Origin of the sequence: Curtobacterium sp. MCLR17_040 (assembly GCF_003234735.1) — a bacterium.
In the GTDB taxonomy this organism is placed as follows: domain Bacteria; phylum Actinomycetota; class Actinomycetes; order Actinomycetales; family Microbacteriaceae; genus Curtobacterium; species Curtobacterium flaccumfaciens.
The window spans coordinates 12,566-28,061 of record NZ_QKTE01000021.1; the positions used below are offsets into that span (position 1 = coordinate 12,566).

14 protein-coding genes are annotated in these 15,496 nt (G+C 69.6%); 11 read left to right on the forward strand and 3 right to left on the reverse strand.

What is annotated here, in order from left to right; translation table 11 throughout:
- Window positions 1–4: 4 nt before the first annotated feature.
- Entirely contained in the window at window positions 5–1,078 is a 1,074-nt protein-coding gene (locus tag DEJ01_RS15115) for a low specificity L-threonine aldolase (RefSeq protein WP_071245082.1), read from the forward strand.
- Window positions 1,079–1,142: 64 nt separating this feature from the next.
- Here the strand turns inward: DEJ01_RS15115 and DEJ01_RS15120 are convergent, their stop codons facing one another.
- Window positions 1,143–2,639, reverse strand: coding sequence for a CitMHS family transporter (locus DEJ01_RS15120; RefSeq protein ID WP_111093471.1), 1,497 nt, complete (start codon window positions 2,637–2,639; stop codon window positions 1,143–1,145).
- A 153-nt stretch (window positions 2,640–2,792) separates the two neighbouring features.
- Here DEJ01_RS15120 and DEJ01_RS15125 point away from each other — a divergent pair, with 153 nt between their 5' ends.
- The 4 genes from DEJ01_RS15125 (at window position 2,793) to DEJ01_RS17950 (ending at window position 6,272) form a co-directional block, all read left to right on the forward strand.
- On the forward strand, window positions 2,793–4,502 hold the full coding sequence (locus DEJ01_RS15125) for a sensor histidine kinase (RefSeq protein WP_111093472.1): 1,710 nt from the start codon (window positions 2,793–2,795) through the stop codon (window positions 4,500–4,502).
- Window positions 4,499–5,155 carry a response regulator gene (locus DEJ01_RS15130; protein WP_111093473.1) on the forward strand — a complete coding sequence of 219 codons (657 nt, stop codon included), beginning with the start codon at window positions 4,499–4,501 and terminating at the stop codon, window positions 5,153–5,155. The genes DEJ01_RS15125 and DEJ01_RS15130 overlap by 4 nt, the downstream gene beginning before the upstream one ends.
- Before the next feature lie 113 nt (window positions 5,156–5,268).
- Complete coding sequence (locus DEJ01_RS15135; protein ID WP_110864167.1) at window positions 5,269–5,583, forward strand: SdpI family protein; 315 nt, start codon at window positions 5,269–5,271, stop codon at window positions 5,581–5,583.
- A gap of 209 nt (window positions 5,584–5,792) precedes the next feature.
- On the forward strand, window positions 5,793–6,272 hold the full coding sequence (locus DEJ01_RS17950) for a hypothetical protein (protein WP_146247639.1): 480 nt from the start codon (window positions 5,793–5,795) through the stop codon (window positions 6,270–6,272).
- Between the two features lie 52 nt (window positions 6,273–6,324).
- Here the strand turns inward: DEJ01_RS17950 and DEJ01_RS15145 are convergent, their stop codons facing one another.
- Complete coding sequence (locus DEJ01_RS15145) at window positions 6,325–7,584, reverse strand: endo-1,4-beta-xylanase (RefSeq protein ID WP_111093475.1); 1,260 nt, start codon at window positions 7,582–7,584, stop codon at window positions 6,325–6,327.
- A 199-nt stretch (window positions 7,585–7,783) separates the two neighbouring features.
- Here DEJ01_RS15145 and DEJ01_RS15150 point away from each other — a divergent pair, with 199 nt between their 5' ends.
- From DEJ01_RS15150 to DEJ01_RS15170, 5 genes are all read left to right on the forward strand, one after another.
- Entirely contained in the window at window positions 7,784–8,971 is a 1,188-nt protein-coding gene (locus DEJ01_RS15150; RefSeq protein WP_111093500.1) for a hypothetical protein, read from the forward strand.
- 3 nt (window positions 8,972–8,974) lie between these two features.
- On the forward strand, window positions 8,975–10,720 hold the full coding sequence (locus DEJ01_RS15155) for a glycosyltransferase (RefSeq protein WP_111093476.1): 1,746 nt from the start codon (window positions 8,975–8,977) through the stop codon (window positions 10,718–10,720).
- Window positions 10,721–10,815: 95 nt separating this feature from the next.
- Entirely contained in the window at window positions 10,816–11,325 is a 510-nt protein-coding gene (locus tag DEJ01_RS15160; protein WP_146247640.1) for a hypothetical protein, read from the forward strand.
- A 51-nt stretch (window positions 11,326–11,376) separates the two neighbouring features.
- Complete coding sequence (locus DEJ01_RS15165) at window positions 11,377–11,844, forward strand: DUF4262 domain-containing protein (protein ID WP_146247641.1); 468 nt, start codon at window positions 11,377–11,379, stop codon at window positions 11,842–11,844.
- 143 nt (window positions 11,845–11,987) lie between these two features.
- The gene (locus DEJ01_RS15170; RefSeq protein ID WP_146247642.1) at window positions 11,988–13,385 is read left to right on the forward strand and encodes a family 20 glycosylhydrolase; all 1,398 of its coding nucleotides are present in this window, start codon (window positions 11,988–11,990) and stop codon (window positions 13,383–13,385) included.
- 74 nt (window positions 13,386–13,459) lie between these two features.
- Here the strand turns inward: DEJ01_RS15170 and DEJ01_RS15175 are convergent, their stop codons facing one another.
- Entirely contained in the window at window positions 13,460–14,401 is a 942-nt protein-coding gene (locus tag DEJ01_RS15175) for a LysR family transcriptional regulator (protein WP_111093479.1), read from the reverse strand.
- A gap of 119 nt (window positions 14,402–14,520) precedes the next feature.
- Between DEJ01_RS15175 and DEJ01_RS15180 the strand changes: the two genes are divergently transcribed.
- Window positions 14,521–15,477, forward strand: a complete 957-nt coding sequence (locus tag DEJ01_RS15180) for a putative oxygenase MesX (protein ID WP_111093480.1) — start codon at window positions 14,521–14,523, stop codon at window positions 15,475–15,477.
- The last annotated feature ends 19 nt before the right edge of the window (window positions 15,478–15,496 follow it).

The following is a 15,496-nucleotide window of genomic DNA, read 5'->3' on the forward strand; positions in this document are numbered from 1 at the left end:
ACGCGTGACCCTCCGACTGCACGACCTGGACCTGCGGGGCTTCGCCTCGGACAACTACGCCGGCGTCCACCCCGAGATCCTCGCCGCCATCGCCGCGGCCAACGACGGCCACCAGATCGCCTACGGCGAGGACGTCTACACCGCACGTCTCAACGAGGTGATCCGCGAGCACTTCGGGTCGCAGGCCGAGGCGTTCCCGGTGTTCAACGGCACCGGCGCGAACGTCGTCGGGCTGCAGTCGATGCTGCCGCGGTGGGGAGCGGTCGTCTGCACCGCGACCGCGCACATCCACACCGACGAAGCCGGTGCGCCCGAGCGCGTCGCCGGCATCAAGCTCCTGCCGGTCGAGGCACCCGACGGCAAGCTGACGCCCGAGCTCATCGACCGCGAGGCCTGGGGCTGGGGCGACGAGCACCGCGCCCAGCCGCTCGTCGTGTCGATCACGCAGACCACCGAGCTCGGCACCGCCTACACGGTGGACGAGGTCCGGACGATCGCCGACCACGTCCACTCGCTCGGCATGAAGCTGCACATGGACGGCGCCCGCATCTCGAACGCCGCGGCGTCCCTCGGGGTGCCCCTGCGCGACTTCACCACCGACGCCGGTGTCGACGTGCTGAGCTTCGGCGGGACGAAGAACGGCATGCTCTACGGCGAGGCGATCGTCGTGCTGAACCCCTCGGCCTCCGAGGGGTTGCACTACCTGCGCAAGATGAACATGCAGCTCTCGTCGAAGATGCGGTTCGTCTCCGCGCAGCTCATCGCGCTGCTCAGCGACGACCTGTACCTGCGCTCCGCCGGGCACGCCAACGCCATGGCCGCCCGACTGCGCGGTGCGCTGGAGGCCGGTATCGCCGACGGCAGCATCCGGGGTGTCGGCTTCAGCCAGCAGACCCAGGCGAACGGCGTCTTCGCGACCCTGCCCGCCGGGGTGGCCGACCGGCTGCGGAAGCACTTCCGGTTCTACGACTGGGACGCCAGCCGCAACGAGGTGCGGTGGATGTGCGCGTACGACACCTCGGAGCAGGACATCGACGACTTCGTCGCGGCGCTGACGCGGGAGCTCGACGCCGCCTGAGCCGGCACCGTCCGGTCCGGCGCGCACCGGTCGGGCGCGCGCCGAGTCGGCACCGGCGGTCGGTTCATCCGAACGGGATGACCCGCACCACGATCGCCACCACGAGCATCGCCATCGCGACCACGGCCGCCCGCCACAGCACCTTCCGGTGGTGGTCGCCGAGGTTCACGTTGGCCAGCGACACCAGCAGCAGGATCGCGGGGACGAGCGGGCTCTGCATGTGCACCGGCTGCCCGACGACCGAGGCCCGCGCCATCTCGGCCGGCGTGATCCCGTACGCCGAAGCGCTCTCGGACAGCACCGGCAGGATCCCGAAGTAGAACGCGTCGTTGCTCATGAAGAACGTCAGCGGCATGCTCAGCACACCGGTGATGCCCGCCAGGTACGGGCCCATCGAGTCGGGGATCACCGCGACGAGCCAGTCGGCCATCGCCGCGACCATCCCCGTACCGTCGAGCACCCCGATCAGCACCCCGGCGGCGAACACCATCGACACGACACCGACGATGCTCGGGGCGTGCGCGACGATCTGCGCGGTCTGCTGCTTGAGCTGCGGGAAGTTCACGAGCAGGGCGATCGCCGTGCCGATCATGAACACGAAGTGCAGCGGCAGCAGGCCCAGCACGAGCGCCACCATCACGGCGACGGTCAGCGCCAGGTTGAACCAGATCCGCTTCGGCCGCAGGGTCGGGCGGTTCGGGTCGAGCATCGTCTCGGCCATGGTGCCGGCCCCCGTGCCGCCCTCGTCCCCCGAACCCGCGCCGTCCACGCCCTCGCCGTCCGCACGCCGACCGTCGGCCTTCCCGCCGCGCAGTCCGAGCGCGACCGTGGGGCTCGTGAACATCCCGCCGCCGGTCCCACCCACCGCCGCGAGCACCCGTGAACCGGCCCGGGCGTTCGCCTGCTCCGGCGCCCGCGCACCCCGCGAGGCCTCGGTGAACTCGATCAGCCCGAGGCGCTTGCGCTCCCGCAGGCCCATCGTCCACGCGAACGTGAAGCACAGCAGCAGCCCCACCACGAGCGACGGCACGAGGGGCACGAAGATGTCCGTCGGATCGATCTTCAGCGCGGCGGCGGCACGGGCGGTGGGCCCGCCCCACGGCACGATGTTGAGCGTTCCGTTCGTCAGACCCGCCACACACGTCATCACGACCGGGCTCATGCCGAGCTTCAGGTAGATCGGCAGCATCGCCGCCGTGACCACGATGAACGTCGTCGAGCCGTCCCCGTCGAGCGAGACCGCACCGGCCAGCAGAGCCGTGCCGAGCACGATCTTCGCCGGGTCGTTGCCGGTCACCCGCAGGATGAACCGGACGAGCGGGTCGAACAGGCCGACGTCGATCATCAGCCCGAAGTACATGATCGCGAACATCAGGAGCGCGGCCGTCGGTGCCAGCGTGCCGATCGCCTCGGTCACCATGTCGCCGAGTCCCAGACCCGCCCCCGCGAACAGTCCGAACACGGTCGGCACGATGATCAGCGCGAGCATGGGCGACATGCGCTTGGTCATGATCAGGACCATGAAGGTCAGGACCATCGCGTACCCGAGGATGACGAGCATCAGGACTCCTTCGTCCGTGTCTGGCAGTCCGGGCACGCTACGACCCGGCCTGGAGGCGCGGCGCGCTTCTGCACATTGGCGCACCATCGCGCGTTGACCGCTTTCTGCGCATTGTGCGCAGGCAGGTCGGGTCGCCCTCCGTACGCTGGGGTCGTGACCGACGACCGTTCACGGCGCCCCAGGCTCCGCTTCGCCACCGAGGTGCTCGTGCTGCAGCTCGCCGTGGTGGTCGCCGTCGTCGCCCTGACCAGTGCCGTGTTCGTCCGGATCGAGGTCACCCGGCTCGAGCGCGCTGCCGAGGGGACCGCACTCGCGATCGCACAGAGCGTCGCCGCGCAGTCCGACGTCCGGGCCGCGGTCGCCCGGCTCAGCGTCGACGGCACCGACCTCGACCCCGCGGTCCTCGCCGACGGCCCCGTCCAACGGGCGGCACTCGCGGCCCAGCGCCGGACCGGGGCACTCTTCGTCGTGGTCACCGACGACCGGGGCATCCGGCTGGCCCACCCCGACACCGACCGGATCGGCGAGATGGTGAGCACCTCCCCCGACGCCGCACTCGCGGGCCGCGAGACCGTGTCCTGGGCGCGCGGCACGCTCGGTGAGTCGGCGCGGGCGAAGGTGCCCGTCTCCGCGCCCGCAGCCGGCGGGGCGGAGACGAGCCGGGCCTCCCGGCAGTCCGCCGTCGTCGGCGAGGTGAGCGTCGGGTTCAACCGGGCACGCGTCTACGACACCCTGGTCGAGGACAGCATGCCGGTGATCGGTGCCGGACTGGCGGCGGTCCTGCTCGCGGTGATCGCCTCGGTGCTGATCCGGCGGCGACTGGTGCGGCTGACGCTCGGGCTGCAGCCGGAGGAGCTCGTGACGCTCGTGCAGAACCAGCAGGCCGTGCTCGGCGGTGTCGGTGAAGGCGTCATCGCGATCGGGCCGTCGGGGGTCGTCACCGTCTGCAACCCCGAAGCCGTGCGACTGCTCGGACTGCTGGACCCGGTCGGTCGTCCGGTGGCATCGCTCGACCTGCCCGCGCCGCTCGGGTCGATGCTGGACGTGACCACCGCGGCTCCGGCGAGCGCCACGATCGTCGCCGGGCACCGGGTGCTGCTCGTCGACGTCCGCACGGTGTTCCGCGACGGACGCGACCTGGGCCGGGTCGCCGTCCTGCGCGACCGCACCGACGTCGAGGCCCTGACCCGGCGACTCGACGCCGTCGGGGCGATGAGCACGGCGCTCCGCGCACAGCGCCACGAGTTCGCGAACCGGCTCCACGCGATCTCGGGGCTGCTCGACATCGGCGAGACCGCCCGGGCGCGCGCGTACCTGGCGGACGTGCAGGAGCGCGGGCCGCTGCGCTACCCGGTGCAGCACGCCGACCGGTTGACCGAGCCGTACCTGCAGGCGTTCCTCGGGGCGAAGGGGGTCGAGGCTGCCGAGCGTGGGGTGCTGCTGCGGATCGGGGCGGAGACGCTCGTGCAGGGGACGATCACCGAGCCGGGCGACGTGACGACCGTGCTCGGCAACCTGGTCGACAACGCGGTGTCGGCGGCCCTCATCGGGGACGAGCAGTCGAGGGACGGCGGATCCCCGTGGGTGGAGGTCGAGGTGCTCGACGACGGCGCGACCCTGCACCTGTCGGTGATGGACTCCGGGCCGGGGGTGCCGGGCGATGGCGCGGACTCGCTGTTCGCGCGCGGGCCGGCGGCTGCTCCTGCGTCGGAGGACGTCTCGCAGGTGCACGGGCTCGGGATCGGGCTGCCGTTGTCGCGGGAGATCGCCCGGCGGCACGGCGGTGACGTGTGGCTCGCCTCCCCCGGCGGCGACGACCACGGCGCGGTCTTCTGCGCCCGGCTGGAAGGAGTGGTGTCGTGAGTTCCGTCTTCACCGTGCTGGTGGTCGACGACGACTTCCACGTCGCCGACCTGCACCGGCGGCAGGTCGACGAGGTACCGGGGTTCCGGGCGCTCGAACCCGTCGGGACCCTCGCGTCCGCCCGCTCCGCGCTGTCGAGCGGGACCGTGGACCTGGTGCTCGTCGATGTCTACCTTCCCGACGGCAGCGGGCTCGAGCTGCTGCGGTCGATCGACACCGATGCCTTCGTGCTGAGTGCCGCCTCGGACTCCGGCACCGTTCGCCGGGCGATGCGGAGCGGGGCACTCGCCTACCTGATCAAGCCCTTCGCAGCCGGGGTGCTGGCCGAACGACTGCAGGCGTACGCACGGTCGCGGAACGTGCTCGACGAGCGGTCGACCCTCGATCAAGAGGCCGTCGAGCGGGCGTTCCGGATCCTGCACGCCGGCGACAGCGGTGGGGCGTCACCGTCCCGGGCGGCCACCGCGGCCCTGGTGCTCGAGCAGCTCGTCGCCGGTGAGGAACGATCTGCCGCCGAGGTGGCTGCGGCGATCGGGGTCTCGCGGGCGACGGCGCAGCGGTACCTGGCGCAGCTCACGGCGGACGGGACCGTGGCGATGCAGTTGCGGTACGGGGCTGCGGGGCGGCCGGAGCACCGGTACGTGCGGCGGTGACGGACGCTGCTGCCCCTTGCGTATTTCACCGGATACCGGCAGGTTTGGTCCGACACGCTCCGCGCAGCCTCACTGCGCGCACGAGCGCGATGACCGCCCCAGAAGGAGATCACGTGATCGCGATCGAGATGGCAGCCGCCGTCCTGACCATCGTCTTCGTCGTCCTGCCGGCGCGGGGCACCATCGGCAGGAACGGGCTCGTCGGCATCCGTACCCGGGCAACCATGCGCAGCGACGAGAGCTGGATCATCGGCCACCGAGCAGCGATCGTCCCGACGAGCATCGCCGGCGGCGCGACGGTTGCAGTGAGCCTGGTCTACATCGCGCTCGGACGCGCCGACGACATCCCCGCGTTCGTCGCGTGCGCCGCGATCCTCGTCGGCGGAGCCTTCTGGGGTGTGGTGGCCGCAGGACGCGCGACCAGGTGACGGCGGACGCGGGGGCCCGGGCGTGGTTCAGCGCTGACGTCGTCGAGCTGCTCGAGATGGTCAGCCCGTACCTCCAGGTCGTCGCGGTGCCGTACACCCACGCTGACGCCTGACCCTTCCGGCCGCCTCAGGAGGGGCGCGCGCCCTAGCCCTGTCCCTGGTCCGTGAGGCGCCATCCGGACGCCGTCTTCGTGAAGCAGAAGCTCCACGTGCGCGTCCCGTTCATCGGCTCCGATTCCTCCGACGCTCGACTCGTCACCGTCGTGTCGACACACGACTCCGTCCTGTGGCCAGGGTTGAACGGCACCGATTCCGCCTTGTCCGCGACGGTGTACTTCCGCAGCGTCGGGTTCCGGCACCACGCCCACGTGCTGTCGAGCGTCAACGCCTTCGTCACGTCACACCGCTGCGCCTTCGCCGCAGCCAGGTACACCTTCGTCACCTCGACGGCGGTTGCGGACGACGGCGGCAACCGGGGCGAACTGCACCCGGCCACCAGTGCGAGCCCCGACGCCAGCACGGCGGTCACGAGGACCGAGCGTTGCACGAGCAGGAGCCGTCCGTGCGGTCTGCTCATACGCATCAAGTCCACCCCTCACGGCGCCGCGGACGGTCCGCTGGTCTCGCCCAGCAAAGCGCACCACCCCGATCAGAGCCATGAGCACCCCCACAGCCAGGTCCGCCGCTGACGGACTGGAGGCGCGGGGCGGGGCCGCACCGGGCCTCCAGTCCGTCAGGTGGTCACGCGACGATCTGCACCTGCGTGGGCACGTCGGTGACGGTGAACGGGGCGGACGTGCCGCGCACGTTGACCCGGTAGTCGCCGCGGAAGCCGCGGACCTGCACCCGACCGCGGTCGTCGGTGCGGAGCACCGTCGGGCCGCGCCACCACTCCTCCTTGACCAGGCGGCGGAGGGCCTCGTACGACGGCTTGGGTGTCCCGTCGGCGCGGACGAGTCCGATCGGAGCGCCGAGCCAGGCGCCGGCGTCGGTGATGCCCCAGTAGGTGATCGCCTCGACGGAAGGGTGGCCGACCAGGCTCCGGTAGTGCCGTTCGATGTCGTCGGCCTGGCGCGCCTCACCCTCGGGCGTCGACGGCCACGAAGCGACCTGGTGGTCGTTGAGGTCGACGATGTGTGCGGGCATGAGGTCACCGGAGACGAGCGAGGTCTCGGTCAGGTGCAGCGGCAGGCCGTAGCGGGCGAACCGGTCGACCATCGCGAGCATCGTGTCCTCGCCCCAGTAGCCCTGGTGCATGTGGGTCTGCAGTCCGATGGCGTCGATCTGCACGCCGGCCTCGAGCACGCCCTCGATCAGGCACTCGTACGCGCTCGACAAGTCGAAGTCGTTGAGCAGCAGGGTGACGTGTGGATTGGCGGCGCGGGCCTCCTCGAAGGCCATCCGGATCATCGGGATGCGGCCCTTGGCCCGGGCGAGCGGGGTGATCGCGTTGTCGCCGTTGTCGAACACCGGCATGATGACGACCTCGTTGATGGCGTCCCAGGTGTCGATCGTGCCGGCGAAGGCGGAGACCTCGCGGCGGATGCGCTCCCGCTGGAGCCGCTCGACCTCGTCCAGCGGGAGCCCCAGCAGCCAGTCGGGCTGCACGGTGTGCCAGACGAGCGGGTGACCCTTGAGGGCGATGCCGCGGTCGCGGAACCACTGCGCCGTCGTCAGGAGTCTGGCGGTGTCCGGGGCTCCGCGCTCGGGCTCGAAGCGGCCCCAGTAGAACGGGAGCGTCGCGGTGTTGAAAACGTCCGTGTAGAGGTCGGCGAGGTGCTCGGTGGCTGCTTCGTCCTGCGCTTCGGCGTTGGCTTCGCCGGTCGGTTCGCCAGTCGCTTCGCCGTTGGCCAGTCCGATGAAGTCGAAGCCGATGTTGCCGAAGGCGAAGGCATGGCGGGTCTGCTCGACGGTGATGTCGGCATCGGGGATGGGATTGCCTTCGGCATCGACGATCGTCAGGGTCGTCTCGCCGAAGCGGTGCTCTGTTGCGTGCGTCATCGCGCGTCCTCCGACGTCGTCGTCCGGGATTTGTTGTGCGCGCAAACATAGCAGCGGGGATCGTCGCCGTCACCCGGAAGACGGCCGGGGGTGAGAGGATGCGTTCGCATCCGCACTGCTGCGGGGCGCACGGCATCAGTGTCGGGCCGGAAATCGATGTCAACCAAGACCGAGTCGGCCTTGCTGTGAGGTGGCCCCCGTGGTCTTGTTGGAAGCAGAACGTGCAGGCGCCCTGCGTCGCGAGCTGGAAGCCGCGCGCGCGGACGGCCACACGCGCACACGGCTGGAACCGTTCCCGAGCCGCGCGGGCGCACGATGGCTGCTCCGGCTCGCGTTCGCCGTCCCGTTCCTGGTGCTCGCAGCCGTCAGCGCCGACCCCACCGTGGCCGACGTCACCGTCAACCGCTCCGTCGTGGACCACGTCGCGACACTGAGCTGGGACCGGGCGGACGTCTCGTGGCTCAGCGAGCTGTACCCGCCGCTGGGCACGATCCTCGTGCGGCTCATCCCCGGTGGCGCCGCCGGACTCGCGGTCGCCGGGGCACTGGTCGCCGGGATCCTGCTGCAGCAGCTGCTCGAGGCCATGGTCCAACGACGCTTCCCGTGGTGGAAGAGCACGGTCTTCCTCGTCGCGATCGGCGCGAACCCGCTCTTCGCGTACACCGCCACGGGCAACTTCGAGGCGCTCCTCGGCATCGCGCTGTTCGGGATCGGCGCGATCAACATGGTCCGCTTCGTCTCCAGCCGGAACACCAAGGCCGGCTTCGAGTCGGGGATCCTCTTCATGCTCGCGGCGTTGGCGGACGCTTCGGGGCTCGTCCTCGTGGTCGCGGCGGCGATCACGGCCCCGCTGCTCTCCGTCGCACGGCGGAGCGAGTCGGGCGCGAGATGGTCGAACGTGCTCATCGTGCTGTTCCCGACCATCGCGGTCTTCGGTGCGGTGATGTTCCTCGAGGCACTGTTCGGACGGAACCCGTTGCTGGTGTTCCAGAACGCCGTCCACTACGACCCTGCGCTCTGGGGGCTGGTCCCGGAGCTCGTCACGACGCTCAACGGGCTGCTCATCCTCGCCCCGGTCGCGAGCGGTTGCGCCCTGGCATTGCTGAGTCGTCGGCCCGGTTCGGTCCTGATCTCGGTGTTCGTCTTCGGGGCACTGATCATCGGCTACGTGGGTGGCCTCATCCCGGTGAACTCCGCGGGCAACGTGTTCCTCATCATGACGATGATGGGCATCGCCGTGGTCCCCGCCGCCCGGACCACCCGGGCGAGCGGCCTGATCGCCGCCGTGGGCGCGGCGCAGATCGTGATCGCGTGGGCGGCTGCGTTCAACCGGCCGATCACGCTGGAGTGGATGGCCGCCATCGGTGACTCCCTCGGGTGGTGGTGACGAGTGACCACCCCGCACCTCTCCGGGCTCGGCCGGCACACAGCCACGTCCCGACCCGATGAACTCACCGAGCTCGAGGCCTCCGGGATCGACCCGGCGTTGCAGCGCCCCGGATCCGGGCAGCGGTACCTCGCCGAGGACTGGATGCCGGTCCGCGTGCTGCAGGACGGCAGCATCCTCGTCCTCACCTCCGGCCGGGCCGACGACGCCGCACTCGGGGATGCGTTGTCCGAGGAACTCGGGGCTCCGGTCACGTTCGTCTCCGTCGACAGCTGGACCCTCCGCCGTGCCGTGCTGAGCCAGTTCCACGGGGCCGTGGCCGATGCCGCTGCGAACGAACTCCATGACCGGAACCCGACGCTCTCCGCCCGCGTCGTCTTCTCGCGGTCGCAGAAGGCCTCGGGCATCGTCCTCGCCGTGATCGCCGTGGCGTGCGGGATCATCTGGCCGGTCCAGACCGCGATCGCAGCGCTGATCGCAGCCAGCCTCGTGTTCCTCGCCGGGACGGGCTTCAAGTTCGTCGTCGCCACGCAGGGAGCCCGCTACGACGTCGTCGAACGGATCACCGACACCGAGGTCACTGCCCTGGACGACGCCGACCTCCCCGGCTACACCGTCCTCGTGCCCGTGTTCCGCGAAGCGAACATCGTCGCCCAGCTGATCGACAACCTCGGCGGCCTGGACTACCCCGTGCACAAGCTCGAGGTCATCATCCTGACCGAGGAAGAGGACCAGGAGACACGGGACGCGATCGCCGCGGCGAACCCGCCACCGCACTTCCGCGTCATCACCGTGCCGAAGGGACACCCGCAGACAAAGCCACGTGCGTGCAACGTCGGACTCTACGTCGCGACCGGCGAGTACCTCGTGATCTACGACGCCGAGGACACACCAGACCCCGACCAGCTGAAGAAGGCACTGATCGCGTTCGAGCGCGGTGGCGAGGCCACGGTGTGCGTGCAGGCGGCGCTGAACTACTTCAACGCCCGCGAGAACGTCCTCACCCGCATGTTCACGCTGGAGTACTCCTACTGGTTCGACTACATGCTGGCCGGTCTGGACCACGCGTCCTTGCCGATCCCCCTGGGCGGCACGTCGAACCACTTCCGCACGGCATCGCTCATCGAGCTCGGCGGCTGGGACCCCTACAACGTGACCGAGGACGCCGACCTCGGCATCCGGGCGAGCGCCGTCGGGTACCGCGTGGGCGTCATCAACTCCACCACCATGGAGGAGGCCAACACCTCGGTGCCGAACTTCATCCGGCAGCGGTCCCGCTGGATCAAGGGCTACATGCAGACCAGCTTGGTCCACGCCCGTCGGCCGCTCGCACTCGTCCGGGAGATCGGACTCGTCCGGTTCGCGGCGTTCGTCCTGCTCATCGCGGGCACCCCGGCGACGTTCCTCTGCGTGTTGCCGTTCTACGCGCTCACCGCCGTCACGTTCTTCCTGCCGCGGGAGACCGTGGACGCACTGTTCCCGGTGTGGGTGCTGTGGCTGTGCCTGTTCAACTTCCTGGTCGGCAACGCGATCATGATCTACCTGTCGATGATGGGCCCGTTCAAGCGCGGGACCTTCCACCTGATCCTCTGGTCGCTCCTGAACCCCGTGTACTGGACGCTGCACTCCATCGCCGCCTACAAGGCGCTCTGGCAGCTCCTGACCCGGCCGCACTACTGGGAGAAGACGGAGCACGGGCTGACGAACCAGGGGTCTGCGACGGTGACGTCGCCCGACTCGCCGCGCTGAGCGGGAGGCCCGCCAGGGAAGCGGCTCCGGTTCGCCGGAGGCCCACGAACGGGAGGATGCAGCAGGCCGCCGCCGTAGGGAACACTTGCCACGACATGCGCACTCGGTCCCCCCACGCCCGCCGCGGCCTTCGACGCAGCACCTTGGTCATCGGCGTCGCCGTCGTGGCCCTCGTGTCATTCACGGCCTGTTCTGATCACCCGACGCCGGAGGAGAACGACAAGGCCCACTCCGACTGGATGCAGCGCGTGCAGGACCGATGGGCCGGACAACCTGGCGGACTCGGCAGTGGTGCCGGCACCAACGATTCATCCAGCCGACTCTCCCTCGGCACCGACGGAGCCGGAGACCGTGCGCGGATCCGCGTCTCGATCACCTGCCAGGGTGACGAAACCGTGCAGATGGCCGTGTGGGCCGGACGCATCGGTGCGAACGGGTCGGAGACGGGCAAGCGACTCACGTCACGCTCCGTCCAATGCGGACACGACGAGGACCTGTACGTGGTCACGTCGAGCGCGGCGATCACGATCGGCCCGACCGCCGGAGACGGCACCGTCGGCTGGTACGCGGCGGCCTACGGCGATCTCGCTGCGCGCACGCGCTGAGCTCGCGCCACGATCGGCGATCAGACGCCTCTGGCGAGGTACGCTCACCTCGTGAACGGTCCCCAACCTGATCTCGTCGCAGACATGAGAACACTCGTCGATCGGTACGGCTGGGGAATCCAACACGTCCTACCGAACGTCGATACTGACGAAGCACCGTTCTCCTACACGGTCGGGCTCACCGCCCGAGGATGGCCCGAGCTCATCATCACAGGGCTGCCGGCAGACGTCGCGCAACAGTTCATCCGCAACGGAGTCGACGAGCAGCAGGAGCACGGACCGTTCCAGGCGGGCGACCGGACCGAAGAGCTGACGGAGTCAGGCTTCGTTCTGTTCACGGAGGCGGAAGACGTTCACGGCATGACCGTGACGGCGGCCATCGTTGGGTCGTTCACTGCGCTGCAGATGGTGTGGCCCGACTCTCACGGGCGCTTCCCCTGGGATGACGGACATCGCAACCCGAAGAACGCGCAACCGCTCCTCGGAGCAAAGCCATCGGGCGGCAGTCCGCTCGCCTGAAGGGCGGATACGATCGTGCGCGCATCCTGATCCAGCGAGGGCAACGGGTGTTCGAGGTGGAGGACATCGTGGTGCGTCAGCAGGGGAACGTAGGTCCCGGATCGTCTGCCAGACGCACGCTCGCGGTCGGTCTGGCAATCGCCGTGTCGGCAGCAGCTCTGGTCGGCATCCGTGCAACGGCAGGATCAGCGGACACCGCAGCCTCGGCGGTGACGGTCACGAAGGTCACCGCGACCACCACCGTCACCTCGACCGGCAGTGCCGTGCGCACCACCCTCAAGGTCAAGAACACTGCCGCCGTGCGGAAGCCGGCTTCCTCCGCTTGGCTGTACCTGTCCGCCGGCACGAAGAAGTACGCGCTCGGCCGGGTCGCGGTGAAGGCACTCGCCGCTGGTTCGAGCACCTCCGTCACCGCAGTCCGCGGGACGCCCTCCCGTGCCACGGCCGGCAAGTACTCCGTCCTCGCCTGCGCCGGTGCGTACTCCGCGAAGCAGTGCCGCACGTCGACCGCGACCGTCACCACCAAGCCGACGACCCGCGCGCGTCCGGAGACGGGCGTGATGCTCGACGTCGCTCGCGCCTACTACCCCGTGGCGCTGATCAAGCGGTACATCGACCTGCTCGCCGACGACGGTGGGCGCTTCCTGCACCTGCACCTCACCGATGACCAGAACGTCGGGATCGAGAGCACGGTGCTCGGCCAGACCCCTGCGAACGCTGATCTCGACGACGGCGTGTACACGAGCCGCGTGACCCATCGCCCGTTCCTGAGCGCCGCGCAGGCACGCTCGATCGCCGCCTACGGGGCGAAGCGAGGCGTCGCGATCGTGCCGGAGATCGACACTCCCGGACACATGGCCGCCGCTTTCGCCCTGCTCGAGGCGGAACACGGCACGAAGTGGGTCGACCGCATCCGTTCGGGCGAGAACGAACTCGACACGTCGGCGCCGGAGAGTCTCGCCCTGGCGAAGAAGCTGTACGCAGAGGTGCAGCGGACCTTCCCCGCCAGCCGAACCGTGCACATCGGCGGCGACGAATGGGGCGACGACGTCACCGCCGCCCAGCGCGTCGCGTGGATGAACGCGATGACGGCCACGGTCGGCAATCGCGAGGTCTGGGCCTGGAACGACGGGATCGATCGGGTCGCGGTCGGGCGACTCGATCCGCGCATCCACGTCACGTACTGGAGCTTCGACGGCGACACCGAGGACGCAGCCGAGCGGCGCGAACGGCGAGCGCGACGGGCGAGTGCGGTCGACCTGCAGCAGGCCGGGATCGACCTGCTCAACTACAACTCGTACTACCTGTACGAGGTGCCGACCGACCTCGACCCGGCCGACAGCGAGTACACCGTCGCCGATCTCCGCGAGAACTGGTCACTCCGGACGTGGGACGGCGACTCCGGTTCGCTGCTCGCGGCTCCGATGTCGGGCGCCGCCGTCGCGATCTGGGGTGAGGACCTGGAGGATCCACCTGCTGACGCGCTCCTGCGGTGGAGCGCGCCGCACGTGACGGCAATGATCGAGACCGCAGCCTCCTGACGGACGCATGTCGGGCCTCCAGGCCGATCGTGAGAACCGCCGGACCCGCCGGACCCGCCGGACCCGCCGCCTGCCTACCCGAGGGGCTCGACGCCGTAGCCGGTGACCACCGCGCGCAACTCGTCCAGGTACGTCTGCGCCTGCACGGTGAGGGGAACCGAAGCGTGCGCGATCCAGCCGATCTCGATGCGTTCGTCGACGTCGAGGGGGATGGCGACGATCTCGGGGTCCAGGTCGTCGCTGATGAGCCCGGTCGAGATCGTGTACCCGCCGAGGCCGATCATGAGGTTGAAGATCGTCGCCCGGTCCGACACCCGGATCTCCCGTTTGCTCGACATCGTCGACAGGATCTCCTCGGCCAGGTAGAAGGAGTTGTTCGCACCCTGGTCGAACGTGAGCCGCGGCAGGTCCGCGAGGTCCTCGAGGGTCGCACGCTCCCGCGACGCGAGCGGGTTCCGCTTGGCGACGAAGATGTGGGGCTGTGCGACGAACAGCGGTGTGAACACAACGCCGGCGTCCCGCAGCAGCTTGCCGAGCACCTGCTTGTTGAAGTCGTTTCGGTAGAGGATGCCCACCTCGCTGCGCAGCGTGCGGACGTCTTCGATGATGTCCCAGGTGCGCGTCTCGCGCAGCGAGAACTCGTACTCGTCCGCAGCCGCTGCTTCGACCATGCGGACGAAGGCCTCCACCGCGAACGAGTAGTGCTGGGCGGACACCCCGAGCAACCGACGCGACCGCTGGCCACCGACGTAGCGCTGCTCGAGCAGGGAGACCTGCTCGACGACCTGCCGGGCGTACCCGAGGAACTCGACACCGTCGACGGTGAGCACGACCCCTCGGGCCGATCGGGTGAACAGCGGGCGCCCGATCCGCGTCTCCAGGTCCTTCATCGCCGCGGACATCGTCGGCTGCGACACGTAGAGCAGGTCGGCCGCTGCGCTGATCGAGCCCTCCGTCGCGACCTCGATGAAGTACCGGAGCTGCTGCAGGGTGATGTCGTTCGAGACCCGGGCCATAGGCCGAGGCTATACCAGTGCATAGCGTCTCGGTATTACCTGATGGCTCGGGAATCCGGCCATGATCGAGGCACCCCTTCCCCAGCGCCCGCGGGCGCTCGACGAACAGATTGCCGACCATGGCGAACGACCTCACCTTCAGCATCACCCGGACCCGGTTCGACGAGGGCTACTCCCCCGCCGACAGCTCCCGGCTGACCACGAACTTCGCCAACCTGGCGCGCGGCGAGCACCGTCAGCAGAACCTCCGCGCTGCGCTGGCGATGATCGACGGGCGAGCGAACGAGCTGGCCGCGGCGCACGACCGCTACCGTCTGCAGCTCGACATCGTCTCGGTGGCGCTGGAGTTCTCCGACGGTGGTTCGGACGCGGAGTTCCCGCTGCTCGAGATGCTCGACGTCACGATCGTCGACGAGCACACCGGCGAGCGCCACCAGGGGATCCTCGGCAACAACTTCTCGTCGTACCTGCGCGACTACGACTTCTCGGTGCTGCTGCCGTCGTCGCCGTCACTGCCGTCCGACTTCGGCCAGCTGCACGGGGCGCTCTTCCAGCGCTTCCTGGAGTCCGACGTGTTCGGGTCGCAGTTCGGTGCCGAGCCCGTCGTCTGCATCAGCGTCTCGACGAGCCAGACCTACCGCCGGAACGGGTACGTCCACCCGGTGCTCGGCGCCGAGTACGAGCACGAGCACTCCTCGCTCACCGACGACTACTTCGGCCGGATGGGCATGCGGGTCCGGTACTTCCAGCCCGCCGGGGCGGCTGCCCCGCTCGCGTTCTACACCCGCGGCGACCTGACCGGCGACTACACGGACCTCCAGCTCATCGGCACGATCGCCACCATGGAGACGTTCCAGAAGATCTACCGCCCGGAGGTCTACGCCGCGAACACCCCGGCCGGCAGCACCTACCACCCCACCCTCGACCACACCGACTTCACGCCCACCCCGGTGACGTACGACCGCGAGGAGCGCAGCCGCCTCGGGATCACGCAGGGCCGGTGGACCGAGGAGCACCTGGTGCGGCCGCACCACGCACTCCTCGCCCGGTTGGCTGATCCCGCCCTCGCGCGCTGACTTCCTCTGCCCTTCGACT

What these genes read in the sequence shown, in the direction of transcription:
- DEJ01_RS15120 (WP_111093471.1), bottom strand. Translation starts at nt 2,639, where the DNA reads ATGCTCGTCATCCTCGGGTACGCGATGGTCCTGACCTTCATGGTCCTG.
- DEJ01_RS15145 (WP_111093475.1), bottom strand. Translation starts at nt 7,584, where the DNA reads ATGACGCACGCAACAGAGCACCGCTTCGGCGAGACGACCCTGACGATC.
- DEJ01_RS15160 (WP_146247640.1), top strand. Translation starts at nt 10,816, where the DNA reads ATGCGCACTCGGTCCCCCCACGCCCGCCGCGGCCTTCGACGCAGCACC.
- DEJ01_RS15175 (WP_111093479.1), bottom strand. Translation starts at nt 14,401, where the DNA reads ATGGCCCGGGTCTCGAACGACATCACCCTGCAGCAGCTCCGGTACTTC.
- DEJ01_RS15180 (WP_111093480.1), top strand. Translation starts at nt 14,521, where the DNA reads ATGGCGAACGACCTCACCTTCAGCATCACCCGGACCCGGTTCGACGAG.